Origin of the sequence: Hominilimicola sp., assembly GCF_046972485.1 — a bacterium.
GTDB classification, from domain to species: domain Bacteria; phylum Bacillota; class Clostridia; order UBA1381; family UBA1381; genus Hominilimicola; species Hominilimicola fabiformis.
This window is the reverse complement of sequence record NZ_JBKVWU010000002.1, coordinates 44537-70062: the sequence shown is the minus strand read 5'-3', so window position 1 is coordinate 70062 and position 25526 is coordinate 44537. Positions and strand designations below refer to the sequence as shown.

29 protein-coding genes are annotated in these 25526 nt (G+C 40.0%); 26 read left to right on the top strand and 3 right to left on the bottom strand.

Annotation, left to right across the window (positions count from 1 at the left end):
- The first annotated feature begins 397 nt into the window (after nt 1–397).
- The 13 genes from radA to ACLTU0_RS00540 all read left to right on the top strand — a co-directional run bounded on the left by radA (nt 398) and on the right by ACLTU0_RS00540 (nt 15989).
- Nucleotides 398–1771 carry a DNA repair protein RadA gene (gene radA / locus ACLTU0_RS00600; RefSeq protein ID WP_022230844.1) on the top strand — a complete coding sequence of 458 codons (1374 nt, stop codon included), beginning with the start codon at nt 398–400 and terminating at the stop codon, nt 1769–1771.
- A 451-nt stretch (nt 1772–2222) separates the two neighbouring features.
- Nucleotides 2223–2690 (top strand): hypothetical protein, encoded by a 468-nt coding sequence (locus ACLTU0_RS00595; RefSeq protein ID WP_412294399.1) that lies wholly within the window; start codon nt 2223–2225, stop codon nt 2688–2690.
- A gap of 27 nt (nt 2691–2717) precedes the next feature.
- On the top strand, nt 2718–3569 hold the full coding sequence (locus ACLTU0_RS00590) for a stage 0 sporulation family protein (RefSeq protein ID WP_412320970.1): 852 nt from the start codon (nt 2718–2720) through the stop codon (nt 3567–3569).
- An 81-nt stretch (nt 3570–3650) separates the two neighbouring features.
- On the top strand, nt 3651–3821 hold the full coding sequence (locus ACLTU0_RS00585; protein WP_117966705.1) for a DUF362 domain-containing protein: 171 nt from the start codon (nt 3651–3653) through the stop codon (nt 3819–3821).
- 85 nt (nt 3822–3906) lie between these two features.
- Entirely contained in the window at nt 3907–5817 is a 1911-nt protein-coding gene (locus tag ACLTU0_RS00580; protein WP_412320968.1) for a clostripain-related cysteine peptidase, read from the top strand.
- Nucleotides 5818–5830: 13 nt separating this feature from the next.
- Nucleotides 5831–7105: a M18 family aminopeptidase gene (locus tag ACLTU0_RS00575; RefSeq protein ID WP_412320966.1), complete on the top strand. Its 1275-nt coding sequence runs from the start codon at nt 5831–5833 to the stop codon at nt 7103–7105.
- 69 nt (nt 7106–7174) lie between these two features.
- Entirely contained in the window at nt 7175–9814 is a 2640-nt protein-coding gene (gene alaS / locus ACLTU0_RS00570) for an alanine--tRNA ligase (RefSeq protein ID WP_412320965.1), read from the top strand.
- A gap of 268 nt (nt 9815–10082) precedes the next feature.
- Nucleotides 10083–10418 (top strand): histidine triad nucleotide-binding protein, encoded by a 336-nt coding sequence (locus tag ACLTU0_RS00565; protein WP_022230837.1) that lies wholly within the window; start codon nt 10083–10085, stop codon nt 10416–10418.
- Between the two features lie 349 nt (nt 10419–10767).
- Nucleotides 10768–12117, top strand: coding sequence for a phosphoglucosamine mutase (glmM, locus tag ACLTU0_RS00560; protein ID WP_147514727.1), 1350 nt, complete (start codon nt 10768–10770; stop codon nt 12115–12117).
- Between the two features lie 17 nt (nt 12118–12134).
- Complete coding sequence (locus ACLTU0_RS00555) at nt 12135–12872, top strand: SGNH/GDSL hydrolase family protein (protein WP_412320964.1); 738 nt, start codon at nt 12135–12137, stop codon at nt 12870–12872.
- A 13-nt stretch (nt 12873–12885) separates the two neighbouring features.
- Nucleotides 12886–13617, top strand: a complete 732-nt coding sequence (rsmG, locus tag ACLTU0_RS00550) for a 16S rRNA (guanine(527)-N(7))-methyltransferase RsmG (protein WP_412320962.1) — start codon at nt 12886–12888, stop codon at nt 13615–13617.
- A gap of 713 nt (nt 13618–14330) precedes the next feature.
- Nucleotides 14331–15146 carry a ParB/RepB/Spo0J family partition protein gene (locus ACLTU0_RS00545; RefSeq protein WP_147514725.1) on the top strand — a complete coding sequence of 272 codons (816 nt, stop codon included), beginning with the start codon at nt 14331–14333 and terminating at the stop codon, nt 15144–15146.
- 54 nt (nt 15147–15200) lie between these two features.
- Nucleotides 15201–15989 carry an HAD family hydrolase gene (locus tag ACLTU0_RS00540; RefSeq protein WP_412294407.1) on the top strand — a complete coding sequence of 263 codons (789 nt, stop codon included), beginning with the start codon at nt 15201–15203 and terminating at the stop codon, nt 15987–15989.
- 76 nt (nt 15990–16065) lie between these two features.
- On the opposite strand, the gene ACLTU0_RS00535 is transcribed toward ACLTU0_RS00540, so the two are convergent.
- The 3 genes from ACLTU0_RS00535 to ACLTU0_RS00525 form a co-directional block, all read right to left on the bottom strand.
- Entirely contained in the window at nt 16066–16317 is a 252-nt protein-coding gene (locus ACLTU0_RS00535; RefSeq protein ID WP_022228898.1) for an IreB family regulatory phosphoprotein, read from the bottom strand.
- 117 nt (nt 16318–16434) lie between these two features.
- Nucleotides 16435–17685, bottom strand: coding sequence for a M16 family metallopeptidase (locus tag ACLTU0_RS00530; protein WP_412320960.1), 1251 nt, complete (start codon nt 17683–17685; stop codon nt 16435–16437).
- A gap of 64 nt (nt 17686–17749) precedes the next feature.
- Complete coding sequence (locus ACLTU0_RS00525) at nt 17750–18403, bottom strand: LexA family protein (protein WP_412274681.1); 654 nt, start codon at nt 18401–18403, stop codon at nt 17750–17752.
- Nucleotides 18404–18631: 228 nt separating this feature from the next.
- On the opposite strand from ACLTU0_RS00525, the gene ACLTU0_RS00520 reads away from it, so the two are divergent.
- From ACLTU0_RS00520 to ACLTU0_RS00460, 13 genes are read left to right on the top strand one after another with little or no spacing between them, the layout of a single operon-like run.
- Nucleotides 18632–18835 (top strand): hypothetical protein, encoded by a 204-nt coding sequence (locus ACLTU0_RS00520; protein WP_412274679.1) that lies wholly within the window; start codon nt 18632–18634, stop codon nt 18833–18835.
- 38 nt (nt 18836–18873) lie between these two features.
- The gene (locus ACLTU0_RS00515; protein ID WP_412274676.1) at nt 18874–19101 is read left to right on the top strand and encodes a hypothetical protein; all 228 of its coding nucleotides are present in this window, start codon (nt 18874–18876) and stop codon (nt 19099–19101) included.
- Entirely contained in the window at nt 19085–20335 is a 1251-nt protein-coding gene (locus ACLTU0_RS00510) for a PBSX family phage terminase large subunit (protein WP_412320959.1), read from the top strand. Before ACLTU0_RS00515 ends, ACLTU0_RS00510 begins: the two co-directional genes overlap by 17 nt.
- Nucleotides 20332–21645 carry a phage portal protein gene (locus ACLTU0_RS00505; RefSeq protein WP_412320957.1) on the top strand — a complete coding sequence of 438 codons (1314 nt, stop codon included), beginning with the start codon at nt 20332–20334 and terminating at the stop codon, nt 21643–21645. The genes ACLTU0_RS00510 and ACLTU0_RS00505 overlap by 4 nt, the downstream gene beginning before the upstream one ends.
- Nucleotides 21646–21698: 53 nt before the next feature.
- Nucleotides 21699–22214, top strand: a complete 516-nt coding sequence (locus ACLTU0_RS00500) for a DUF4355 domain-containing protein (RefSeq protein WP_308456557.1) — start codon at nt 21699–21701, stop codon at nt 22212–22214.
- Nucleotides 22215–22245: 31 nt separating this feature from the next.
- Nucleotides 22246–23067: a hypothetical protein gene (locus ACLTU0_RS00495; protein ID WP_022228890.1), complete on the top strand. Its 822-nt coding sequence runs from the start codon at nt 22246–22248 to the stop codon at nt 23065–23067.
- 27 nt (nt 23068–23094) lie between these two features.
- Nucleotides 23095–23454: a phage head-tail connector protein gene (locus ACLTU0_RS00490; protein WP_412320955.1), complete on the top strand. Its 360-nt coding sequence runs from the start codon at nt 23095–23097 to the stop codon at nt 23452–23454.
- Nucleotides 23438–23755 (top strand): hypothetical protein, encoded by a 318-nt coding sequence (locus tag ACLTU0_RS00485; protein WP_412320953.1) that lies wholly within the window; start codon nt 23438–23440, stop codon nt 23753–23755. Before ACLTU0_RS00490 ends, ACLTU0_RS00485 begins: the two co-directional genes overlap by 17 nt.
- Complete coding sequence (locus ACLTU0_RS00480; protein ID WP_412320951.1) at nt 23745–24068, top strand: HK97-gp10 family putative phage morphogenesis protein; 324 nt, start codon at nt 23745–23747, stop codon at nt 24066–24068. Before ACLTU0_RS00485 ends, ACLTU0_RS00480 begins: the two co-directional genes overlap by 11 nt.
- Before the next feature lie 4 nt (nt 24069–24072).
- The gene (locus ACLTU0_RS00475; protein WP_022228886.1) at nt 24073–24414 is read left to right on the top strand and encodes a hypothetical protein; all 342 of its coding nucleotides are present in this window, start codon (nt 24073–24075) and stop codon (nt 24412–24414) included.
- A gap of 46 nt (nt 24415–24460) precedes the next feature.
- Nucleotides 24461–25060 (top strand): major tail protein, encoded by a 600-nt coding sequence (locus ACLTU0_RS00470; protein ID WP_022228885.1) that lies wholly within the window; start codon nt 24461–24463, stop codon nt 25058–25060.
- A gap of 10 nt (nt 25061–25070) precedes the next feature.
- Nucleotides 25071–25340, top strand: a complete 270-nt coding sequence (locus ACLTU0_RS00465; RefSeq protein WP_412320949.1) for a hypothetical protein — start codon at nt 25071–25073, stop codon at nt 25338–25340.
- Nucleotides 25341–25357: 17 nt separating this feature from the next.
- The gene (locus tag ACLTU0_RS00460; RefSeq protein ID WP_412320948.1) at nt 25358–25525 is read left to right on the top strand and encodes a hypothetical protein; all 168 of its coding nucleotides are present in this window, start codon (nt 25358–25360) and stop codon (nt 25523–25525) included.
- Nucleotide 25526: the final 1 nt, after the last annotated feature.

Genomic DNA, 25526 nt, shown 5'->3' with positions numbered 1-25526 from the left:
TAATTACATATACATATAGTTTATAAAAACTGACGGTGTTTGTCAAGGCTATTCCGAAAAATATTGACGTTATAAGTATTATTTTTTTGAATTTTCGGAATATAAAAATTTTGGGGACAGAAAAGGTTATGTAAACTGTGAATGTGTTAATAAAGTTATCCACGCTGGGTGCATAACGCGTGGATAACTTTGATATTTACGGATAAATCGGGCATGAATTGCGTGGATAAGTACGTGGATAGAGTGGATATTAACACAGCTGTAACATTGTTGTAATGTAAATTATGCAAACCGCAATGTGAGCGTAATATTTGTGGCTTGACAGTGTGGGTGGAAAGTTATAAAATTATGGATATAATTTTTGTGGTGGCAATACTGATAAATGAAAGGAATAGGAATGAAAACAAAAACGACATATATATGCAGTGAATGTGGGTACAAATCACCGAAGTGGCTGGGAAAATGCCCAGGCTGTAACAGTTGGAACACCATACAGGAAACTGTTATTACGGAAAAGAAAACGTCTGCTACGCGTGCAATGTCTATAAGTAACGGCGGAAGTGTGCGTATGCCGAAAAAAATCGGTGATGTAAAAGTCGGATATGAAACACGTTACAAAACAGGTTTACAGGAGCTTGACAGAGTGCTTGGCGGCGGAATTGTACAGGGGGAATTAATACTTGTAGGCGGTGATCCGGGTATCGGTAAATCAACATTACTTTTGCAAATTTGCCAAAAAGCCGGTGAAGAAAGAAAAATTCTATATGTTTCGGGTGAGGAATCGGAGGGACAAATTAAAATTCGTGCTGAAAGATTGGGCGTTACAACGGAAAATCTTTATCTTGTTTCCGAAACAGATGTTGAAACGGTCATCGAATGTATAAACGAAATTAAACCCGACATTGTTATTATTGACTCAATTCAAACGATGAACAGACAGGATATTGCCTCTGCGGCAGGAAGTGTTCCGCAGGTAAGAGAGGCTACTAACGCTTTTATGCACATTGCAAAGTCACTCGGCATTTCTATGTTTATAGTCGGTCACGTTACAAAAGAGGGGGCAATCGCAGGTCCGAGAGTGCTTGAACATATGGTCGACTGTGTGCTTTATTTTGAGGGTGACAGACAGCTTTCGTTCAGAATTTTAAGAGCGGTTAAAAATCGTTTCGGTTCGACTAACGAAATCGGTGTATTTGAAATGTGTGACAGTGGTCTCAGAGAAGTCGAAAATCCGTCAATGATGCTTTTGGAGGGCAGAAATGTTGATATATCGGGCAGTGCGATTGTGTGTACGATGGAGGGCAGTCGTGGTGTTATGGCTGAAATTCAAGCACTCGTTACACCGACCGGATTCGGTAATCCGCGTCGTATGACAAATGGTATTGATGTTAATCGTGTGCTGTTGCTTATCGCGGTACTTGAAAAACGTGCAAGAATGAATTTGTCAAATTCAGACATTTATGTTAATGTTGCCGGCGGACTTCGTATTGATGAAACGGCGGTTGATTTGGGTATCTGTGCCGCTGTCGCGACAAGTCAGGCGGATATTCCTCTGCCGCCGGATATGATATTTATCGGTGAAGTCGGTCTTGGCGGTGAACTTAGAGGTGTTTCGCAGCTTGAAAAGCGTATTAATGAGGCGGCTAAACTGGGGTTTAAGTCGGCGATTGTGCCGAAACAATCGCTTAGAGGCGTGAAAATTCCAGATGGTTTTGCGGCTTACGGGATTAAGACGATTTCGGAAATGATTAATATGCTTAGAAGAAAATGACAGAAAAGCCACCCCTCAGTCGGCGTTGCCGACAGCTCCCCTCAAGGGGAGCCTTATAGGGCGGCCGATGACCGCCCCTACGAAGTAAGTGCAGTATGGCGGTGTGTAGGGGCGACCATTGGTCGCCCGCTTTGAATGAGATGCGGATTGTGTGAAAGTATGGGACGGTGTCACAATGCCCCGTGTTGTAGATAATAGATAAGAAAGAATAGAGGAAAATAATAGACAGAAAAGCCACCCCTCAGTCGGTGTTGCCGACAGCTCCCCTCAAGGGGAGCCTTACGGAAGATGGCGTATATTAAAAAGCCTCTCCTTGAGGAGAGGTGTCACGAAGTGACGGAGTGGTGGCTTGAGGTCATCAATCGCTATTTATGCGGAGAGTTGACAATTTTATTGTTTTATATTATAATTAATTAGATTAGAAAATGATGTTTTAAGGAGTTTTCGGGAAGTGGAAGAAAAGAGAACAGGCGGCGGAAAAGAATTTATATTTTCGCTTTTATGGGCTGTCATATTTATGATTTTAGGACAATATATAATTTTTATTTTGCCAAGCTACAAAATAATCGGTACGATAATAACGATACTTTTATTTTGTATATTGGGTTTCTTTGTCTTAACGCGTTATGCGGCGATATTTACTTACAGCATAAAAGACGATATTGTGCGCGTAAACCGTGCAATCGGTCACAGAAACAAAGAAGTTGAATTTTATATATCGGACGTGAAGTCTGTTACCAGACAAAAACCGCAAAAAACTCCGAAAACGATATACAATATGCGTGCGAGTGTATTTTCGCCTAAAAAGGTTTGGTATGTTGTTTACGAAAAGAACAGAATAGAAAATATGCTTGTTTTTGAGCCGTCGCAGAAAATGGTTGAAAAGATTAAGAGCAGAGCGAAAAACAGCAAAGCTTAAACATTTTGGAAGGAATGGTTTTATAATATGGTAAACGTGATAGGGGTACGATTTAAGCCGGCAGGCAAAACGTACTATTTTGATCCGCTTGATTTTGATATAAAACAAGGCGACAGTGTAATTGTCGAAACTTCAAGAGGTATTGAATACGGTGAGGTCGTTATGAGCAAAAAGGCTATTGATAACGACCAATTCAAGAAACCTTTAAAGGGTGTTATCCGTATCGCAACCGAAGAAGATACCGAAAGAAGCAAAAGGAATAGAGAGCTTGAAAAAGAGGCTTACAAGATATGTTTGGAGAAAATTCAAAATCACAAGCTTGAAATGAAGCTTGTCGAAGTTGAATACACATTTGACGGAAACAAGATTTTATTCTATTTTACCGCTGACGGAAGAATTGACTTCCGTGAACTTGTAAAAGACTTGGCTATGGTCTTTAAGACAAGAATTGAACTTCGTCAAATCGGCGTCAGAGATGAGGCGAAAACTCTCGGAAGTATCGGTGTATGCGGCAGAGGTTTATGTTGCAGTCAGTTCCTCGGTGAGTTCGCTCCGGTGTCTATAAAAATGGCAAAGGAACAGGGACTTTCACTTAATCCGACTAAAATTTCGGGCGCTTGCGGACGTCTTATGTGTTGTTTGAAATATGAACAGGATATATATGAGGAACTTTTAAAGGTTACACCGAAACAGGGTGCTATCGTAAAAACTCCCGAAGGTACGGGCAGTGTTGAATATGTCAGCTTACTTAAAGGTCTGGTTAAAGTTAAACTTGACGACGAAAACGAAAAAACTTTAAAAGAGTTTAACGTTGCGGACGTTAAAGTTCTCAAAAGAGGCAAAAACAACGAGCCTTCAGAGGAAGAAATCGGAGAGTAAAATATTTTGAAAAACTATTGAAGTATATCAATTTTCGTGTTATAATCATATCAGCAATATCAAATGAGGAGGTGTATTTCAATGGCATATAAGATTTCTGATGCTTGCATTTCATGCGGTGCTTGCGCTGCTGAATGTCCTGTAAGTGCAATCAGCGAGGGTGACGCTCAATACGTTATAGATGACGCTACTTGTATCGAATGTGGTGCATGTGCCGGTGTCTGTCCGGTAGGCGCTCCTGCACAAGCGTAATTAAAAATGAACTGAGAAGGTGTTGTATAAGAGAAATCTTTGCAACACCTTTTTACATTATATAAATTTATGGAGGGGTAAGGCTATGAAAAGAGTTACGCTTATAATAACTGCCGTTTTGACGGTTCTTATGCTTACGGCGTGTTCTTCAAATAAGGTGGTTTATGAAAGTAATACCGAAAGTCAAGGGGGTAACAAGGCTTGGACTGTTCTTATATATATGTGCGGCGGTGACGATGAATCCGTAAACGGTGATTATTCAAAAAAACTTGATGAAATTATGAATGTAAATTATTCGGACAATATAAATGTCATTGTGCAAACAGGCGGCAGCAGTAAGTGGCACACTAAGAATATATACAGCGATTATTGTCAGAGATTTAAAGCCGGTAAGAATAAACTTTATCTTGAGGATCAGTCTATGGCGGCGGATATGGGTGACTACAATACTCTTGCTAATTTTATATCGTGGGGCACGTCAAAGTATAAAGCAAACCATTATATGCTTATTTTATCAGGTGCAGGCGGCGGATTGATGAACGGTATGGCTTATGACGAGCTTAACGGCAACGACAGCCTTAATCTTGAAGAAATTTCATACGGAATCAGTGCGGCGGGCGTGAATTTTGATATGCTGTCTTTCGATTCGTCACTTATGGGAAGTCTTGAAATTGCGGCGGAGATGTCTATGTGTGCCGATTATATGACTGCACCGCAGGACGTTATCGGAAATGATGAATGGAATTATGAATATGTTTTACAGTATTTGTCCGACAATCCGTCAACTGATTCTCAAGGTATAGGTAAGGCAGTGTGTGACGGATATTATGCAAAGTGTGAAGAAAAAGGCACTGACAAAGACGCGGCAATGTCTTGCGTTGCTTTAGACAATATGTCTACGCTTAATCAGGCGTTTGACGGTATGGCAGGCGATATGCTTACCGCAACGGACAGCCTTTTAAATTATGTCAATCTTTCAAAGGCGATAAGCGGTGTACAGCTTTACGGCGGTGCAACGGTTGATGAGGGATTTTCAAATTCTGTTGATTTAGGCGATATGGCGGTTAAAACAAGTGAATTTGTCGGAAACACGTCGGACGTGCTTATTAACACGTTAAATGAAACCGTTTTATACAGAGTGTGCGGTGAGAGAAAATCTAATTCAACAGGTCTTGCACTATATTATCCGCTTTGGGAAAACAATGACGAACTTCAAGAGTATATGGAGATTTCAAACAGTGTTAAATATAAAGAATTTCTACGCAAGATATGTACCCAGTGCAATGTAGAAGATTCCTCAAATACAGAAGATTTTAATTCTTCTTGGGCGTGGAATACATATAATCAAGATATGCAGACTATGGAATATAAGACTATTTTGGACGGCAATTCATATGAACTGAATATTCTCGGCAATATGGATATGTTCAAAAGTGTGGATATAAACGTGTATAAGGCGGATAAAAAGAGCGGAAACTATACATATATAGGTAAATACAGCGATTTGGACGGTGACTGGGAAGCAGGTATTTTTAAAGATAATTTTAACGGCAAAATGCTTAGATTATGTGGTAAAAATATATCGGTTAATCTTGTCGGAAAATATGACGGTTACGAGATTTATTCGACTCCGATTATATTAAACGGCAAAAGAAGCAATGTTCGCATTATGCACGATACCGAAAAAGACAGTTACAAAATTATCGGTGCTTGGGGCGGTCTTGATTCGACAAACGGCAGAGCATATACGAATTTAAAAAAGATTGGTTTCTTTGATAAAATAACTCCTATTCTTACGGTATATGACGTGGAACACAACTCAAACGACAATATAACAGGTTCATGGACTTTAAAAATGTTCGGCGGTGTGAAAAAAGCAAATATTTCAGACGGAGCTTATATTTTTGAATACGAACTTACTGACATATACGGTTTGAAACGACGCGGTACTGCGGTTAAAGCGAATGCGGGCGGCGGAAACATCAGATTTGAATAAAGAGGGTTTAACAATGGGTTATACAGAAAATTTAATCGATTTTATCGGAAAAAGTACGGATTGTTACCATGCGGTCAAAACTGCAAAGGACAGGCTTGACGAAAACGGTTTTACGGAACTTCTTGAGGGTGACAAGTGGGATGTACAAAGCGGCGGTAAATATTACGTTATACGAAATTCGTCATCAATAATTGCGTTTGAAATGCCGAAAAAAGATTTCGGTGCGTTTATGATTTGTGCCTCTCATACCGATTCGCCGTCATTCAAGCTAAAGCCTGATTTTGAAATAAATGCGGACGGTTGTATAAAGTTGAGTGTTGAGGGTTACGGCGGTATGATAATGTCGTCGTGGCTTGACAGACCGCTGTCGATAAGCGGAAGAATTGTTACGGCAAAGAACGGTAAGGTTGAAACGAAACTTGTCAATATAGACAGGGATTTGCTTGTTATTCCGTCACTTGCAATTCATATGAGCAGAGATATTAATAAGGGTTATGAATTTAATATAAGACGTGATATGTGTCCGATAGCGTCGGAGAAAAACGGCAGAATTGAGGATATTATTGCAGAAAATGTCGGAGTAGATAAAGAGGAAATATTGGGTTTTGATTTGTCGCTTTACAATCGTATGCGCGGTACTGTTTTGGGCGCGGACGGAGAATATTTTTCCGCACCGCGAATTGATGATTTACAGTGTATGTACAGTACACTTGAGGGATTTTTAAATTCCGAAAGTGATGATAATGTAACTGTTTTCGCCGCGTTTGACAATGAAGAAGTCGGCAGCGGTACAAAGCAAGGTGCTAAATCGTCATTTTTGCGTGATGTGCTTGAAAGAATTTGCAATAATTCGGAAACGTACAAAAGAGCCGTTGCTAAAAGCTTTATGTTATCGTGCGACAATGCTCATGCGGTGCATCCGAATTTTGCGGACAAGTCGGACGGTACAAACCGTGTGTATATGAACGGCGGTATTGTGATTAAGTACAATGCAAATCAAAGATACACCACTGACGCGGTATCGGAGGCGGTTGTTAAGTATGTGTGCAAAAATGCAGGTGTGCCGTATCAGATGTATGCAAACAGAAGTGATATTCCGGGCGGTTCAACGCTTGGAAATCTTTCAAATGAAAAGGTTTCGCTGAATACCGCAGACATCGGTCTTGCACAGCTTGCCATGCACTCGTCATACGAAACGGCGGGAAGTCGTGACACGGAATATATGGTGAAAATGATAAAAGAATTTTATAAAACGGAAATTGTGCTTTTAATGTTGTATTCAGCTTGACATAGCACAGGATATTTTATATAATAAATAAGATAAGTTAGTATAAAAACAAAGGAGAATAGATAAATTATGAAATCAATGGGCGTAAATGAGATTCGTGAAAAGTTTCTTAGCTTTTTTGAATCAAAAGGTTGTTTAAGACTTGGAAGTTTTCCGCTTATACCGAAGAATGACGCAAGTTTGTTACTTATAAATTCGGGTATGGCACCGATGAAACCTTGGTTCCAAAACCCTGAAACAGCACCTAAAAGACGAGTTACGACTTGTCAGAAATGTATCAGAACAGGTGATATTGAAAATGTCGGTAAGACTGCACGTCACGGCACTTTCTTTGAAATGCTCGGTAACTTCTCTTTCGGAGATTACTTTAAAAAAGAGGCAACTGCTTGGGCGTGGGAATTCTTCACTAAGGTTATGGAAATTCCGCAGGAACGTCTTTGGATTTCAGTGTATGAAGAAGATGACGAGGCAAGAGATATTTGGGTAAATGAAGTTGGCGTTGACCCTACTCACATCGTTAAGCTTGGTAAAGAGGACAACTTCTGGGAACACGGTACAGGTCCTTGCGGCCCTTGTTCGGAAATATATTTTGACCGCGGCGAAGAATATGGCTGCGGTGAGCCGGGCTGCGGTGTCGGCTGTGAATGTGACAGATTTATGGAAGTTTGGAACCTTGTATTTACGCAGTTCGACAAGGACGAGGACGGCAACTATAACCGTTTACCGAACCCTAACATTGATACGGGTATGGGTCTTGAAAGACTTGCCGTTGTTATGCAGGGTGTTGACAATCTTTTTGAGATTGACACTGTTCAAGACGTTATGAAACATATTTGCCGTATCGCAAATATTGAATATAAAAAGGACGATAAAAAAGACGTTTCTCTAAGAGTTATAACCGACCATATCAGAAGTACGGTTATGATGGTTTCGGACGGCGTTATTCCGTCAAACGAGGGCAGAGGTTACGTTCTTCGCCGTCTTTTAAGACGTGCCGCAAGACATGGCAAATTACTTGGTATAAACAAGCAGTTCTTGTTTGAAGTTGCAGATACTGTAATTGAATGTTCAAAGGGTGCTTATCCGGAACTTGATGAAAAGAGAGATTATATCAGAAACATAATCAAGAAAGAAGAAGAACGCTTTGACGCTACAATCGACAACGGACTTAACGTACTTAACGGATATATTGAGGCAGCTCAAAAAGAGGGCAGAAAAGAGCTTACCGGTAAAGAGGCATTTAAACTTCACGACACATATGGTTTTCCTGTTGACCTTACAATAGAAATGGCTGAAGAAAAAGGTCTTGAAGTTGATGTTGACGGATTTAACAAAGCTATGCAGGAACAAAAGGATACTGCAAGAGATGCTCGTGCAGAAGGTTCAAGCTGGGACGGCAACGAAACATTTGAATTTGAAAATGCAGAGCCGACTGTATTTGTCGGTTACGATACACTTGAAACAGACGCAAAAGTTGTCGGCATTGTTGTTGAGGACGAGGGCGTTTGTGATACAATAATCGAAAATCAAAAGGGATTTATCGTTACAGACAAAACTCCTTTCTATGCTGAAATGGGCGGTCAGGTAGGTGACATCGGTACTATCACAATAAACGGTAAGGCTGCAAATGTTGTTAATACAACAAAGACAGAGGACGGTTATTATCTTCACGAAACGGAAGTTCAGCTTACACCGATTAAGGTTGGCGATACGGTTACAATGTCTGTTGACAAGGTTCACAGAACAGACGTTTGCCGTAACCATACTGCAACTCATATTCTTGACAAGGCACTTCGTGATGTACTTGGTTCACACGTTGCACAAGCAGGTTCGCTTGTTGAAAGTGACAGACTTCGTTTTGACTTCTCTCACTTTGAGGCTATGACAACTGAACAGATCAAACAGGCTGAAGATATTGTTAATGAGAAAATTCTTGAAAGCATTGACGTGACTGTACAGGAATTGCCGATTGAAGAAGCTAAAAAGCTTGGCGCTATTGCATTGTTCGGAGAAAAGTACGGTGATGTTGTAAGAGTTGTTTCTGTCGGCGATTACAGTGTTGAATTCTGTGGCGGTACTCACCTTACAAATACTGCTCAATGCGGTTTGTTTAAGATTATTTCTGAAAGCGGTGTTGCGGCAGGTGTAAGACGTATTGAGGCTGTGACAGGTAAGGGTGTGCTTGAATATATCAATAACAGTGACAGACTTATTGAAAAGACTGCGGCTGCGTTAAAGATTAATCAAATTAATGAAATTGATCACAAGGCTGAAAGCGTTATGGCACAGTGCCGTGAGCTTGAAAAGGCTGTTGATTCGTTTAAGGAAAAAATGGCTGCCGCAAAGGCAAACAACATTATGACAGGTATTAAGCATATCGGCGAAATCAGCTTGATTACCGCACAGGTTGACGGTATGGGTGCTGATGAAATGAAGTCTATGGCTGATAAGATTAAGGCGGAAGTTCCGAACAGTGTTGCTGTTATGGGTGCTGAAACTGACGGTAAGATTACGTTTGTTGCTATGGCGTCAAAGGAGGCTGTTAAGCTGGGCGTTCATTGCGGTAAGATTATTAAGGATATTACGGCTGTTGCAGGCGGCCGCGGCGGCGGTAAGCCTGATATGGCGCAAGGCGGCGGCAGTGACGCGAGCAAGATTGATGACGCGTTGGCTAAGGTTGACGAAATCGTTGCGGAACAGATTAAGTAATTGAGAATAGCGTAAACGGTTTGGACTATTGTATTGTAGGGGCGACCATTGGTCGCCCGCAATGTTGAGGTATTAAAAGGGCGGCCGATGACCGCCCGTACGAAAGATATAATAGATAAGAGAGAAAAGATAATAGAGAATAGATATGAGTCACCACTCCGGCACTGCGTGCCACCTCTCCTTAAGGAGAGGCAAAAAGGCTCCCAAAGAGGGGAGTTGTCGGCAAAGCCGACTGAGGGGTGGTGTGAAATACAAAGGAGTGAATAAAATGGATTGTTTATTCTGCAAAATAATTGACGGAGAAATTCCGTCAAATAAGGTATATGAAGATGATATGATGTTAGCATTCCGTGACATCAATCCGCAAGCACCGGAGCACATTGTTATTGTGCCGAAGTGTCACATTGCAAGTGCGAATGAAATTAATGCGGAAAACGTAAAGTATGTTGCGGCTATATGGGAAAAGATACCGCAGATTGCGTCTGAATTGGGATTTGCCGAAAACGGTTACAGAGTTGTAAACAACTGTGGCGAGGACGGCGGTCAGACTGTTCCGCATTTACATTTTCACCTTATGGGCGGTAAGAAGTTTACGGACCTTTAATAAGAAAATTAAATCTGTCGGAAAAATACCGACACGATAGCAGAGGTCGAGAAATTAGTTCGGATTTTGTGAAAATGAACTCGTCGGCGTACATGGGTACGTTAGAGTTTATTTTCGCAAAAAGTGCACAGGCAAGCCGTATATCGAAGATAGGCTTGCCTGTTATTTTTTATAGCTATAAATTAAATTATAAAATATAAAAATAATATCTTGCACGTTCCGGACAATTTGTCGACAATCTGACTGCCGTTTTAAACGGCAGTTTTTTTTGTCAAAAAACGGTTTACTTTTGTATATCTTTATTATATAATAATATAATAGGATTAGTTTAATTAGGAGGAAATTAAGAATGGGAAAACTATTTGGAACGGACGGTATAAGAGGTATCGCCAACAAAGACCTTACTGCCGAATTGGCTTTTAAAACAGGTCAAAGCGGTGCATATGTGCTTACAAAACATTCTTCAAAAAGACCGAGAATACTTATTGGTAAAGATACAAGAAAATCAGGTGATATGCTTGAGGCGGCTCTTACTGCCGGACTTTGTTCGATGGGCGCAAAGGTTATTCCTTTGGGTGTAGTTCCTACACCGGCTGTTGCATATCTTACAAGATACTACAAGGCTGATGCAGGTGTTGTTATCTCTGCATCTCACAATCCATGCGAATACAACGGTATAAAGTTCTTTAACAGTGACGGATACAAGCTAAGTGACGGAATTGAAAACGAAATTGAAAGTTATATACTTGGTGAAAAGGCGATCGAAGAATTGCCTACTCACGGCAAAGTCGGTTATGTAAGTGCTAACCACAACGCTGTTGAGGATTATGTTGCGTTTGCTGTTTCTACGATTGACTGCCGTCTTGACGGTATGAAAATCGCTGTTGACTGTGCAAACGGTGCAAGTTATGAAACTGCTTTCAAAGCTCTTAACAAGCTTGGTGCAAACGTTGAGGCTATACACAACACTCCTGACGGTGTAAACATCAATCATATGTGCGGTTCTACTCATATGGAAAGTTTACAGGCTTACGTTACTTCAATCGGTGCGGACATCGGTATAGCTTTTGACGGTGACGCGGACAGAATGTTGGCTGTGGACGAAAACGGCAAGCTTATTGACGGTGACCAGATTATGGCGGCTTGTGCAAAGTTTATGCGTGATAACGGTACATTGAAGCAAAATACTCTTGTTGCAACGGTTATGAGTAATCTTGGCTTATTTATGGCAGGTGAAAAAATCGGTATCAACATTCCGCGAACAAAAGTAGGTGACAGATATGTACTTGAAGAAATGCTTGCAAAGGGTTACAATATCGGCGGTGAACAATCCGGTCACATCATTTTCCTTGACCACAACACAACAGGTGACGGTCTTGTAAGTGCTTTGCAATTCTTATCGGTACTTAAAAAGACAGGTATGAAAGCGTCTGAGGCGGCAAGCATTGTAACGGTTATGCCGCAAGTGCTTAGAAATGCCGTTGTAAAACTTGAAAATAAAAACAGTTATATGGAAAATGAAGAAATAGCTGCGGCTTGCAAGGCTCTTGAAGATGAATTTGCCGGCGAGGGCAGAGTCCTTATCAGACCTTCGGGTACTGAACCGCTTGTTCGTGTTATGATTGAGGGTAAGGACGAAGAATACATCACAAAGAAAGCTGAGGAACTTGCAGAACTTATTGAAAAAATCTTGGGATAAAAGTGGTTGTAAGAAATATGGATAAAATAATTTCACTAATGATAACTGCTGTTATGACTGTTACGTCGTGCAGTTTTAAAGGTGAAAATCCGCTTGACGGCAAAAGAATTGCATTTATTGGTGACAGTATCAGTTACGGCACTAATTGGCAAGGCGGTTACGGCAAGTTGATTGGGGAACAATATAATATGAATGTTACAAATGTCAGCAAGGGCGGTGCTACTCTTGCTGACAATGTGCATTGGTCGGAAAATTCAGACGGATACAGACCGTATATTACGGATATGCTCGATAACCTTGACGGCGATTATGAATATATCATTGCCGAGGGCGGTTTGAATGATTTTTGGGGCCATTCGGAACTTGGAGAAATTACAGACGGTTTCAGCGGTGATTTTGATGAAAACACAATGACCGGCGGTATGGAAAAAATGTTTTTTGAAATTAGAAATGATTTTCCTAACTCGAAAGTAGGGTTTGTTATTACACATGATCCGTTTACATATGACGCCGAAGGTAATTTTGAATCGTATTATGAGCATATAAAAGAAGTATGCGACAAGTGGGAGGTTTCGTATCTTGATTTGTATGCAAAAAATAATTCCGATACAGGTGTAAATGTGCGTGACGATGATATGCGCAAGTTGTATTTTGGAACAGAAAGTAAGCCTGACGGTGACGGTACTCATCCGAACGAACTCGGTTATCAGGCTATTTATGTTGAGCCGATGATACCTTGGCTGAAATCTTTATAAAATGGATAGGTGAATGATGAAGGATTTAATTATAAACGGAAGCAGACAGCTTGATATACCGCTTGATGATGTGCAAGTCGATAAACTTATGGAATATGCGCGTCTTTTGGTTGAGTGGAACGAAAAGATTAATCTTACTGCGATAACAGATGATGAGGGCATTGTAACGAAACATTTTCTTGACTCGCTGACCGCAATAAAGACTGGATATGTCAAGGGCAAAGTGATTGACGTCGGAACAGGTGCGGGTTTCCCCGGACTTGTGCTGAAAATCGCAAAGCCTGAAATTAAGCTGACTTTGCTTGACAGTCTTAACAAGCGAATTAACTTTTTAAAGGACGTTTGTGAAAAGGTTGATATAAATGATGTAGAATTTGTCCATTCGCGTGCGGAGGACGGCGGTAAAAACAGAGATTACAGAGGTAAGTTCGATACCGTTGTGTCGCGTGCGGTGGCTAATTTGACTGTGCTTTCGGAGTGGTGTATTCCGTTTTTGAAACAAGGCGGTTACTTCCTTGCTTTGAAAGGTCCGTTGGCAGAGCAGGAAGTAAAGGACGCTAAACGTGCCATAAAAATACTCGGCGGACAGATTGAGGACATTGTTGAGGCGGAAATTCCGCTCACCGAATTGAAACACAAGATAATAGTTATAAAAAAAGTAGGACAAACTCCGCTTAAATATCCGAGAAAACCGGGTATTGCAACAAAAACTCCTATCGGAACTTGTTATAATTTGGTGAAATAAAAAAATAAAATTGAATATTGTCGAATTATAATTGCAAAAAGTACTTGCAATATGGAAATATTATGCTATAATAGTAAATGTAAGGCAGATAGTATCAATACGGTACATTTCTAACAAGGTTTCCCCAAGGCCTTGTTCTACCCCCAAAATGTCTTACACCTTCCACCACCGAGGGTAAACAGCGATAATGTTGTTACATCAAGTGTAAACATCAATGCCGAACATTATCGCTGGTTACTCTTTTTAATTTCAGTGAAATTAAAAAGAGCATGATTAAAATGTCCGTGCGAGAATTTCTTCGCGAGGCTAAGAAAACGCACATGGACAAACAAAGTGCTGATCTTCCGTCACCACGCTGATATGCAATGTGAGTTGAAGTGAGAAAGAGGTGACGAAAGGCACGTTGTTAGACTTTTAATTTCAAAATAAAATTAAGAATTTAAAAAAGAGCATGATTAAAATGTCCGTGCGAGAATTTCTTCGCGAGGCTCATAAAACGCACATGGACAAACAAAGTGCTGATCTTCCGTCACCACGCTGATATACAGTGTGAATTGAAGTGAGAAAGAGGTGACGAAAGGCACGTTGTTAGACTTTTAATTTCAAAATAAAATTAAGAATTTAAAAAGAGTAGTGATTTCACATTGTGTGTGGGATATATTTTTTTAACCATTCAGTGTAAAATAATGTAAAATAGCGTAGGAGAAATTTCCATGATTAGTTTCCTTAGAAAATCAACGGTACAAGATAAAATGCGGATTGTATCACTTCCGCTTTATATGATAGCACCAAATCCTAATCAGCCGAGAAAATATTTTGAACCGCAAGCTATGGAGGAATTGAAAAATTCTATAATGGAATACGGTTTAATTCAGCCGGTAACAGTACGCAGGCGCAGCGGTGAATACGAGCTTGTAGCAGGTGAAAGACGTTTTCGTGCTGCACAAATGGCGGGACTTGACGAAATACCGGCGGTTATAATTGAGGCTGACAATGATAAATCGGCAATTTTGGCTTTACTTGAAAATTTGCAGAGAGAGGATTTATCGTTTTTTGAGATAGCGGAAAGTTATAAAAGTCTTATTCGTGAACAGGGACTTACACAAACGGAGTTGGCTTTGAAAGTCGGAAAAAGTCAAGCATCGGTTGCAAACAAAATACGATTATTAAAACTACCTCCGCTTGTGAAAAAATTAATAAGAGATTACGACCTTACGGAACGTCACGCGAGAGCTTTGCTGTTGCTTAACAATGAAGAAAAACAGCTTGAGGCCGTCAAACTTATTTGCCGTGACAATATGAATGTTACACAAGCAGAAGAACTTGTACGCACCATGAATATTCCGAAACCGAAACCTATCAATGACCTTCGCATAACAACTGCAAAAGATGTTAAAGTATTCAAAAACACCGTAAAACGTGCGGTTGATTTGATGAAAAAAAGCGGCATAGACGCAAGAATCGAAGAAAATTCTTTTGAATGGGGAACGGAATACATAATTAAAATAAAAAAGACTGACAAAAAATAAATGTTTACATTACCTCCTTTGCGGTATATAATAAGCAAAAGGAGGTTTTTTAGTGTGGAAAAATCAATAAAACTTGTTGCATTTGATATGGACGGAACTGTTTTGGACAGTAAACTGCGTTTGCCGAAAGGTCTGTTTGAAATGATTGAATCACATCCCAATGTGAAATTTGTTGTCGCAAGCGGCAGGCAGTATTACAGTCTTTTGAATATATTTAATCCGATTAAGGATAAATTGATTTTTATTTCTGAAAACGGCGGAATTATAATGGAAAAGGACAAGGTTATTCATATTATGCCCGTTCCTGACGCTAAGGCATTGGAAGTACTTGATTTGGTGAGTGAGGACAAAGGTATTTATCCTGTGCTTGGGTGCGAAAAGACATCTTATATAGAAAACCCGCCTGAATATGTTATGAACGATGTCGCACAATATAATGTGCGTTTGGAAACTGTTGATGACATAAAATCGGTGGTGGGCAAGGATAATATTTTAAATCTTGCGCTTTACTGCCACAAAAGAGCAAAGGATAATATACTTCCCAAACTCGCGGATATAAGCGGTGATTTGAAAGCTGTTTTATCGGCGGAAAGTTGGGTTGATGTTATTAATGCAAATGTAAATAAGGGCAACGCAATTAAGGTTATTCAGGAAATTTACGGTATTTCGCCCGAAGAATGTGTTGCGTTCGGTGATTATATGAATGATTATGAAATGCTCCAAAATTGCGGCGAAAGTTACGCCATGGAAAATGCACACGATGAAATTAAAAAAGTTGCAAAATACATCGCACCGTCAAATGATGATGAGGGTGTAATGCAGGTATTAAAGAAAATATTGTGATGAAACTAAAAAATCCGTCATTTGACGGATTTTTTGCGTACAAATAAAAGGTATGTATAAAATACCTTTTATTTGATTAAAGCGTTTTAATATATGTTTTTGCAAACTCCTCTAATAGTTCGTCACGTTCTATTTTAACAATCAGACCTCTTGCACCGTTATAGCTTGTTATGTAGGTCGGGTCGCCTGAAAGGATATATCCTACTATTTGGCTGATAGGATCATAGCCTTTGATTTTCAGTGCCTCATATACTTTGGCAACTATTTCTCTGACTTCCTTTTCCTTATCAAACTCAAGGTTGATTTTCATTGTTTCGTTAAATTCCATGATATTCACCCTTTCTGCTAAAAATAGCATATCATTTATTTATAGCATAGTACAAATACAATAAAATTGCAAGTGCTTTAGCTAAAATTTTATAATAAATTAATATTTATACATTATTTAATCGAGTTCAAACAGATTGTCAACGTTATTGACAGGTCCGACTGCTGAAATACACATAGTCGAACTGTCGAGAACTCTGTCTATTATTTCCGCAACCGAATCGGCATTTACTGCGTCGATTTTTTTCAGTGCTTCTTCCTGCGTGTATATCGGTTTATTCAAAAGCAATGAGCGACCTGCACCTTGCATTCTTGCGCCTGTGCTTTCGCTTGAAAGTATATAATTACCTTTAAGCTGTTCTTTTGCTTTTGTGATTTCTGCCGATGTCAGCTTATTGCGTTTAATCGTATTGATTTCTTTTGAAATAAGATGTGCGACTTCGCCAAGACTCTCGGGACTCATTCCGGCAGAAATATCAAATACACCCGTATTGATATACGCACTGTGTCCCGCACTTATCGAATACACCAAACCACGCTGTTCGCGTATGTTTTGGAACAATCTTGACGACATTCCGCTGCCGAACACGTTGTTAAACACAAGCAGACTGTACACCGATTCGTCCATAACATCAATGCCCTTGAACGTTGCGACAAGCTGGACTTGTTCAATATCTTTTTCTTTTACGATATTATTCTTGCTTATATAAGGTGCGTCAGGAAGATACGGTTTTGTGTCAAGCATTTTTTTTGTACCGAAATACTTTTCAAGAAGTTCAAAAAACGTATCGTCAAAATTTCCTGATACTGATATTATAGTATTCGCACTTGTATAATGATTATTCATATAGTTTCTCATTATATCCGGCGTTATGCTGTCAAGACTTTCATATGTGCCGAGAATCGTTCTGCCCATAGGTGTGTCGCCCCATGCGGCATATGACGAAAGGTCATACACAAGATCCTCCGGACTGTCCTCATACATATGGATTTCTTCTTTTATAACCTGTCTTTCAAGTGCCATATCATCAGGTGAAAGACTCGGATTATAAAGCATATCCGAAAGAATTTCAAGTGCAATCGGAATATGCGAATCAAGTGTTTTTGTATAAAAACAAGTATATTCACGCGAAGTAAATGCGTCAAGTTGACCGCCGACCGAATCTATTTCGTGTGCAATTTGTGCCGCAGAGCGATTTTTCGTTCCCTTAAAAAGCATATGCTCGATAAAATGAGAAATTCCGTTTACTTCTTTATTTTCATATCGTGAGCCGTTGCCTACCCATACTCCGATTGAGATTGACTTTAGGTAATCAATCTTTTCGGCAACTACTTTTATACCGTTTGAAAGTGTTTTATATTGATACAATATTATACTCCTTTATCATATATATTATTAGACGTAAATTTATACTGATTTGTTCCAAATTCGACTAAAATTTTCGCTTTATCTCGCGTACCAAGCCGAATACACGAATACGTGTAACATCTTCGTTTTCAAAACGTCTGACAGGGTACATTGGGTTTATGGAGTGAAGTTCGATAAAATCAGGTCCGTATACGATTTTCTTTACAACGCCGTCCTCTTCATCTATCATAACAACCGCATAACTGCCACTGTCAACTGATGACTGACATCTGACAAGCACAAGGTCGCCCTCCATAAAAAGCGGATACATACTGTCACCGACAACACGGAGAAAAACGAACGGTTCGTCACCGCGAACGTCATTTTTATTGACAGGTTCGTAATCTGTGATATTCGTTTCGGCAAAGCAGCTCAGACCTGCCGCAACTCTGCCGATTATCGGAATATTTACATAGTTTGACGTATCGGCTATTTCAACGTTATTCGGCATATCCTCCCAGCCGAGAAGATATTCGGGGGAAGTATCAAGACATTGTGCAAGCTTTATAAGCGAGTCGCGTTTTATATTTTTTACTGTCCCTTTTTCGTATTTTTGGATTGCCGCTTTTTGCACACCGATTTTTGCTCCAAGCTCCTCCTGGGTTAAATTATGCTCTTTTCTGAGCATTTTAATTCTTTCGCCCGTAGTCATTTTAATCACCAAAATCTTTCTAATCATATTTCGTAACTGATTATATAGTATCATATTTTGAAACTTTTTGCAAGCATTGTACATAAAAGTATCTAAAAAGTAAACAAAATGTTGTTAAAAGTATCCTAAAAAGAAATTTATGCTTGACAAAAGTATCTTAATGAGATATAATAACAGTGTCTTAAAGAGATAGCCAAGCGATTGGCATATATTTTTTAACAATAAAGTATCTTAAAAAGATAGAAAGGAGTGCTTATGATTTATTCAAATGATGACCCAATGGCAATTTTGGCAATGGAAATTGCAAGGACGGATAATTACGGTGATTATGACTCGTATGACGGAGAAACGGTATGTCCCGTATGCGGTGCTTTTGAACCGGAACATTACTATATCAATGATGATGAAGAATGTATCGGCTGCAGTGAATGTGTCAGAAAGTCGGACGTTATGTATTGATGAAAAATCAATATTAAATGAAAAAGAGGGTGATTAAATTGTGCATTGCAAATGAAGGGGAAATTCTTGAATTTCTAACGTACATAATGCGTCGCGAAGATGAGGAAATTCGTATGGCGGATTCATTTAAAGCGGCGGAGCTTTTGGGTAAGCATTACGGAATGTTCGGAGGCAAGAGCGAAAGCGGAGGCGGTGATGTTATAATCGTCGATAATATCGAAAAAGCCGAACAAATCAAGGAGCGGAAAAATGCAGTGCAGTCTTGACAGGCTGATAGCGCCGTCTTTCTACAAGGTGCATAACTCTATTGAAGATTATACGCATTTTTGGCTTTGCGGTGGTCGTGGGTCGACTAAATCAAGTTTTGTGAGTGTTGAAATTATACTCGGTATTATGAAAAATGCCGATACAAATGCGGTTGTACTGCGTAAGGTCGGTGCTTACTTAAAAGACAGCGTATTCTCTCAGCTTGAATGGGCGATTGAAAAGCTCGGCGTATCGGATATGTGGGATATAAAGGCGAGTGTGCCGGAAATGGTCTACAAAAAAACAGGTCAGAAAATACTGTTTCGCGGTGCGGACAAGGTGCAGAAATTGAAATCCACAAAGGTTACGTATGGATATATTCGATATATTTGGTATGAGGAGTTAGACGAGTTTTGCGGTATGAAAGAAATCCGTTCGATAAATCAGTCGATGATGCGCGGCGGTGAAAAATTTACCGTGTTTTATTCGTACAATCCTCCGCAAAACCGACGCAGTTGGGTAAACCGTGAGGCACTCAAAAAGCGTGACGATATGCTTGTGCATAAGAGTACGTATCTTGATGTACCGAAAAACTGGTTGGGAGAACAATTTTTTTTGGAAGCGAAGTATCTTAAAAAGCTACATATTAATCAGTATAATCACGAATATCTCGGCGAAGTGACGGGAACAGGCGGTGAAATTTTTGATAATCTTGAAGTTGTAAAACTTAGCGATGAGGAAGTAAAAAGTTTCGACAATATTAAATGCGGTGTCGATTTCGGTTTCGCGGCAGATCCGTTTGTGTATGTGGTGTGTTTTTATCACAACAATAAGTTGTTTATCTTTGACGAAATTTACGCGAAAGGGATGACAAATCACAATGCGGCTGAAAAGATTTTTGAAAAAGGGTTTGCTAATAAATTGATTGTATGCGACAGTGCTGAGCCGAAAAGTATCAATGATTTGCGAATGTTCGGTTTGCGTGTCCGCGGTGCAAGGAAAGGTCCGGACAGTATCGAGTACGGTATCAGATTTTTGCAGAGTCTTGAAAAAATCGTGATTGATCCCGAAAGGTGTCCGAATGTTGCAAGAGAATTTTCGGAATATGAGCTTGAACGCGATACGGACGGTGAATTTAAGTCGGTTTATCCCGACAAGAACAATCACACCATTGATGCGGTACGTTATGCACTTGAGGACGAAATCACAAAGAAAAAAGCGAGGGTAATTAAAAGGAGTGAACTTGATTTATGATAATTGACGAGGATATTTTAAAGGACGGTATAGACGAGGTATTGCTTGCTAAGCTGATTGGGAAACATTCGCTTGAACAGGAGCGATACGAAAAACTTTACAACTATTATATCGGCAAACACGCAATTTGTGAACGCAAACGTTCAAGCGACAATATCGCGAACAACAAAATTGTGTGCAATCACGCGAAGTATATCGTGGATATTGCAAAAAGCTATCTTGTAGGCAATCCTGTGGCGTACAGCTGTTCTGACGGATACGATATTGAGGCGGTTAAAAATTGCTTTGCCGTTCAGGATATGCCGAGTTTGGACGCGGAATTTGAAAAGACAATGAGCATTTTCGGTAAAGCTTATGAATTGGTTTATGCGGACGAGCAATCACAGCCGAAAAGTGTATGCTTGCCGCCGAGCAACACGTTTATTGTGTACGGTGCGGGCGTTGGCGAAATTCCGCTGTACGGCATACATTATTACAAAAAGCGTGACATTGACGGCACGGTTACAGGTGTTTGCTGTATTGTGTGTGACAGGGAGATGATTTATACATATGAAAACACTGCGGACAGTTTTTTGCATATGACTATGACAAATTCTCAGCACCACTATTTCGGTAAAATGCCTATGGTGGAGTATCGCAACAATGAAGAAAAGCAAGGTGATTTTGAACAGATGATTCCGCTGATTGATGCTTACAATATTTTGGAGTCGGACAGAGTTAACGACAAGGAACAGTTTGTTGACGCATTCTTATTCCTTACCGGTATCGACCTTGACAGTGAGCAGGCGAAGAAACTTAAGGAAGAACGCATTTTGATGGAATATGAGGGTGCGGCGGCTCAATATCTTTCAAAGGTTATGTCCGAAAGCGATATTGAAGTGTTAAAGGACAGTCTGAAAAGCGATATTCACAGATTTTCTATGATTCCCGATTTATCAGACCAGACGTTCGGTACAAATTTATCGGGTGTCGCGATTAAGTATAAGCTTATGGGTTTTGAGCAGCACGTCAGAAACAAGGAGCGATACTTTACGAAGGCTTTAAAACAGAGATTTGAATTGTATGTTAATTTTCTGTCGTTAAAAGGTGCTATGGAGTATGTGCCTATACATCGCATTGATGTTGTGTTTACGAGAAATTTGCCTGTTAATGAGTTGGAGATTTCACAGATGGTAAACAACTTAGTCGGTATTGCATCAAGCGAAACTCTTTTATCACAGCTTTCATTTGTGGGCGATCCGAAAGAAGAGGCACAGCTTGCCGCAAAAGAAAAAATGCTTGGCGAAAAATTAAAATATGTACAGGAATAATTCAAGAATAAAAAACATAGTGATTTATTTTAATGTAAAGAAAGGAAAAAAGTATGGACGAAAAGAAGAAACAGGGGACACTAAACGGTGACACGAAAAACGAAAACGGGGGACACAAAAACGATGAACTGAAAAATCTCATTGCAGGCTATGTTGCGGAGGCGATTAAAAACGAAAAAGCAACTTGGGAAAAAGATTTTTCAGACAGAATCGTATCGGAAAGAGAGGACGCCGCGAAGATGGCTACAATGTCGGCAGAGGACAGAGCAAAGGCTGAAATGGACAAAAGACAAAAGGATTTTGAAAATGAAAGACAGCAGTATGTATCCGAAAGAGCCGAATTTGAGGCGGCAAAGGAATTGGCGGCTCAAAATCTGCCTGTGAATTTCGCAAGAATGGTCGCAGATGCAGACAAGGACATTATGGCGGAAAATATCGAGCGATTTAAAGCAGAATATATGAAAGCAATCGAAAGCGGTTTATCCGAAAGATTAAAGGGTGTTCCGCCGAAAATTTCAAGAGAAAAAGAAAATTTAACAGACCCGTTTTTAAGCGGTTTGGGAATGTAATAAATAACGTGATTATGAAAGGATGAATACAATGGCTATAAATTATGCAAGTAAGTATGCTCAAAAAATTGATGAAAAATTCGCAAGGGAGTCTATGACTTCGGCGGCGGTAAACAATGATTACGACTTTGTCGGTGTTAAGACGGTAAACGTATATTCAGTGCCTACCGCAGAGATGAACGACTATTCGGTATCAGGCACAAGCAGATACGGTACACCGCAGGAAATCGAAAACACTGTACAGGAAATGACTATGACGCGTGACAGAAGTTTCACGTTCACTATTGACAGAGGGACATATAACGATACTCAAATGTCAAATGCGGCAGGTGCGGCACTTCAAAGACAAATCAGAGAAGTGGTTGTGCCTGAAATCGACAAGTACCGTTTTGGAAAAATTTGCGAAGGGGCAAAAACTACCGTTACAGGTAAGGTGACAAAGGCAAATGCTTATGACGCATTTTTGACTGGTGCAACAACTCTTATTGAAAATAATGTTCCGCTTGTCGGAAGTTGTGCATTTGTATCAAGTGATTTTTACAAGAACATCAAGGAGGATTCAAGCTTTATCAGAAACGGCGATATGTCGCAGGAAATTTTGATTAAAGGTCAAGTCGGAACGATTGACGGTATTCCGCTTATCGTTGTGCCGAAGTCTTACTTCCCTGAAAACGTTGAATTTATTATCACAAATCAAGCCGCAACGACTTCTCCGGTTAAATTGTCGGAATACAAAATCCACGATAATCCGCCGGGAATCAACGGCTGGCTGGTTGAAGGCAGAGTGTATTATGACGCATTTGTGCTTGAAAATAAAAAGAGTGCGATTTATGTGTTTAAAACTGCCGAATAAGAATAGGTCAGAAAGGCTGTGTTGAAAATGGGGGACACTAAAAATGAAATTCTTGACGCGGTGAAATTACTGCTCGGAATTAAAGACAATGATAAGGACGATGTTCTTATGCTTTTGATTGAGGATACTGTTAATTCTGTGCTGGCATACTGTCGTATTGATGTTCTGCCAAGACAGATTGTAAGCTTTATTCCGACGTTTACGGTCAAGAGATATACGGCAAATCAAAACGGCGGTGTTAAGTCGGTTACGGAGGGTGAAAGAAAGGTCGAATACTCTGACGACAACTATGATTATTTGAAAGAATATGCAATACGTCTAAAGCCGTTTGTCAGCAGAAAAGTTAAAGTGCCGTCGGAGGTGATTGCCGATGATAAATCCGTTTGAACGATTTTATGACACCGAAATCGAGGTGTACGAAGTCGGTGAAAATACATATGAAAAAAAGGGTGAAAAAACACTTTTGGGGAGTGTTGTGTGTGATATTCAGCCATATGAAAATGAACTCGAAAACCGTATATACGGTTTGACCGAAAATAAAAAATATAAAGTGTTCTGTGACAAAACAGACCTTATAAAAATAGGCAGATATGCTAAATTCGGTGACGAATTTTTTGAGATTATAAAGGCTGAATGGTGGAATTTCGGTATGACGGCGATGATGCGGAGTGAGAAAAATGCAGATTGATATTAATTATGATAACGGACTTTCGGATATTGCAAATAATATAGAAAATAATTTTGCGGATATAATCGGTCAGGGTGCTCAAACGGTATGTGAAAGTGCAAAAAGTCTTTGCCATGTCGATACGGGACGGCTGCAATCGTCAATTAATGTACAGCCCGGCGGAAATACGGCGGTTATATCGGCTGATACGGAATATGCGGTATTTGTTGAATTCGGTACGTCGAAAATGGCGGCACAGCCGTATCTTGTGCCGGCACTTTTATCAAACACGCAAGCAATATTGTCTGCAATCGCAGAGGCGATAAAGGGGTGATTATATGATTGATATTAATGCGGAGGCTGAAAAGTCACTCAGTGATGTTAAATGCAAGGCAGTATTTCAATATCCGAAAAATTTTAATAATCTGCCGATTATAAGTTATTATACGGTGACGGAGTGCGGCGGATTTTATGCCGACAATGACGAGAGTATTCAAGACGGGCATATTCAAATTGACATATGGGCGGAAATTCCGAAAGAATGCAGTGATTTGGCGGCAGAGGTCAATGAAGTAATGACAAAGGACAGTTGGGTGAGGGAGATGTCTATGGACGTTCCTGAAAATGATAAAAAAATATATCATAAGACAATGAGATTTCAGAAGTATTTTACGTTATAAAAATATATCTCTTTAAGACAAAATATGAAAAAACGGAGGAAAAATTATGAACAAGAAACCTTTACCTACAATAGGTGTGGACAAGTATACTTTTTTTAAAGTGAATGAGGACAGCGTTAGCGGAACGGAATACGGAGAAGCGTATAATTTGAAAGGAACGGTTGAAATTGCACCGACCGACAGCGGCGGCAGTGATGTTTTTGATGCGGACAACGGTGCGTATGAGGCGTCAAGCTATATCGAAAAATTGGGACACGATATAACAAATGCCGATATTCCGCCGGAGGTTGACGCAATGTGGCGTGGATTGACACGCAAAAACGGTGTGGTTGAAGTCGGAAACGATGTTAAAACAGTATATTTCGGTGTGGCATGGAGAATTTTGAAGTCCGACGGCTCGTACCGTTATGTAAGATACTACAAGGGTTCATACAGTTTTGCATCAAACGTAGGGGGAAAGACAAAGCCGTCAAGCGGAAGTATCGACAAGCAAACCGCTAAGGCAACATACACGGCGGTACAACGTGATTTTGACAACAATTATTATGCGTATTTTGATGAAAGCGATTTGCCGTCAAATATCACAAGAGATGAATTTGAAAACAAGTGGTTTACGGATATGAATTACTATCCGCAGACGGTATAAGGAGAAAATTATGCAACATACATTAACATTTGTAAAAGATAAGGTTAAATACGTTTCAAAGCCGTTTGACTTTGAGGCGATGTGCATTATTAATGACGCACATAATGATGAAAATAAGAAAGGTCCGCTCAGCATTTGCAGAGATGCACTTGACCATATGTTTGAGGGTACGGACGCAACTCAGGATATTATCGATTCCGTTGACGTGAACGAACGTGCAAAGATGTGTCTTGCACTTTGGGGGTTTTACGTTGACGCTCTTTCTTCAAAAAACGAGTAACGTCAGGCGGCAGCGGGGTGCTTAGGGACATCTATACGATGTTCCTAACGTACCACCACATACTGCCTGACGAAGTTGGCAGACAAAATCCGTGGGTACTGTTTAAAATGCTTGACGGATTGAATGAAGATACAGAGGGTTACGATAACGAACATTTGAGAATGTTTTACGGAGAGGAGGTATAGT

Excerpts from the sequence above, each read along its gene's own strand:
- radA (WP_022230844.1), top strand. The coding sequence starts at position 398 with ATGAAAACAAAAACGACATATATATGCAGTGAATGTGGGTACAAATCA.
- alaS (WP_412320965.1), top strand. The coding sequence starts at position 7,175 with ATGAAATCAATGGGCGTAAATGAGATTCGTGAAAAGTTTCTTAGCTTT.
- ACLTU0_RS00485 (WP_412320953.1), top strand. The coding sequence starts at position 23,438 with ATGATAAATCCGTTTGAACGATTTTATGACACCGAAATCGAGGTGTAC.
- glmM (WP_147514727.1), top strand. The coding sequence starts at position 10,768 with ATGGGAAAACTATTTGGAACGGACGGTATAAGAGGTATCGCCAACAAA.
- ACLTU0_RS00490 (WP_412320955.1), top strand. The coding sequence starts at position 23,095 with ATGGGGGACACTAAAAATGAAATTCTTGACGCGGTGAAATTACTGCTC.
- ACLTU0_RS00470 (WP_022228885.1), top strand. The coding sequence starts at position 24,461 with ATGAACAAGAAACCTTTACCTACAATAGGTGTGGACAAGTATACTTTT.
- ACLTU0_RS00565 (WP_022230837.1), top strand. The coding sequence starts at position 10,083 with ATGGATTGTTTATTCTGCAAAATAATTGACGGAGAAATTCCGTCAAAT.
- ACLTU0_RS00465 (WP_412320949.1), top strand. The coding sequence starts at position 25,071 with ATGCAACATACATTAACATTTGTAAAAGATAAGGTTAAATACGTTTCA.
- ACLTU0_RS00480 (WP_412320951.1), top strand. The coding sequence starts at position 23,745 with ATGCAGATTGATATTAATTATGATAACGGACTTTCGGATATTGCAAAT.
- ACLTU0_RS00545 (WP_147514725.1), top strand. The coding sequence starts at position 14,331 with ATGATTAGTTTCCTTAGAAAATCAACGGTACAAGATAAAATGCGGATT.
- ACLTU0_RS00535 (WP_022228898.1), bottom strand. The coding sequence starts at position 16,317 with ATGGAATTTAACGAAACAATGAAAATCAACCTTGAGTTTGATAAGGAA.
- ACLTU0_RS00525 (WP_412274681.1), bottom strand. The coding sequence starts at position 18,403 with ATGATTAGAAAGATTTTGGTGATTAAAATGACTACGGGCGAAAGAATT.
- ACLTU0_RS00505 (WP_412320957.1), top strand. The coding sequence starts at position 20,332 with ATGATAATTGACGAGGATATTTTAAAGGACGGTATAGACGAGGTATTG.
- ACLTU0_RS00510 (WP_412320959.1), top strand. The coding sequence starts at position 19,085 with ATGCAGTGCAGTCTTGACAGGCTGATAGCGCCGTCTTTCTACAAGGTG.
- ACLTU0_RS00585 (WP_117966705.1), top strand. The coding sequence starts at position 3,651 with ATGGCATATAAGATTTCTGATGCTTGCATTTCATGCGGTGCTTGCGCT.
- ACLTU0_RS00475 (WP_022228886.1), top strand. The coding sequence starts at position 24,073 with ATGATTGATATTAATGCGGAGGCTGAAAAGTCACTCAGTGATGTTAAA.
- ACLTU0_RS00500 (WP_308456557.1), top strand. The coding sequence starts at position 21,699 with ATGGACGAAAAGAAGAAACAGGGGACACTAAACGGTGACACGAAAAAC.
- ACLTU0_RS00555 (WP_412320964.1), top strand. The coding sequence starts at position 12,135 with ATGGATAAAATAATTTCACTAATGATAACTGCTGTTATGACTGTTACG.
- ACLTU0_RS00590 (WP_412320970.1), top strand. The coding sequence starts at position 2,718 with ATGGTAAACGTGATAGGGGTACGATTTAAGCCGGCAGGCAAAACGTAC.
- ACLTU0_RS00495 (WP_022228890.1), top strand. The coding sequence starts at position 22,246 with ATGGCTATAAATTATGCAAGTAAGTATGCTCAAAAAATTGATGAAAAA.
- ACLTU0_RS00520 (WP_412274679.1), top strand. The coding sequence starts at position 18,632 with ATGATTTATTCAAATGATGACCCAATGGCAATTTTGGCAATGGAAATT.
- ACLTU0_RS00575 (WP_412320966.1), top strand. The coding sequence starts at position 5,831 with ATGGGTTATACAGAAAATTTAATCGATTTTATCGGAAAAAGTACGGAT.
- rsmG (WP_412320962.1), top strand. The coding sequence starts at position 12,886 with ATGATGAAGGATTTAATTATAAACGGAAGCAGACAGCTTGATATACCG.
- ACLTU0_RS00580 (WP_412320968.1), top strand. The coding sequence starts at position 3,907 with ATGAAAAGAGTTACGCTTATAATAACTGCCGTTTTGACGGTTCTTATG.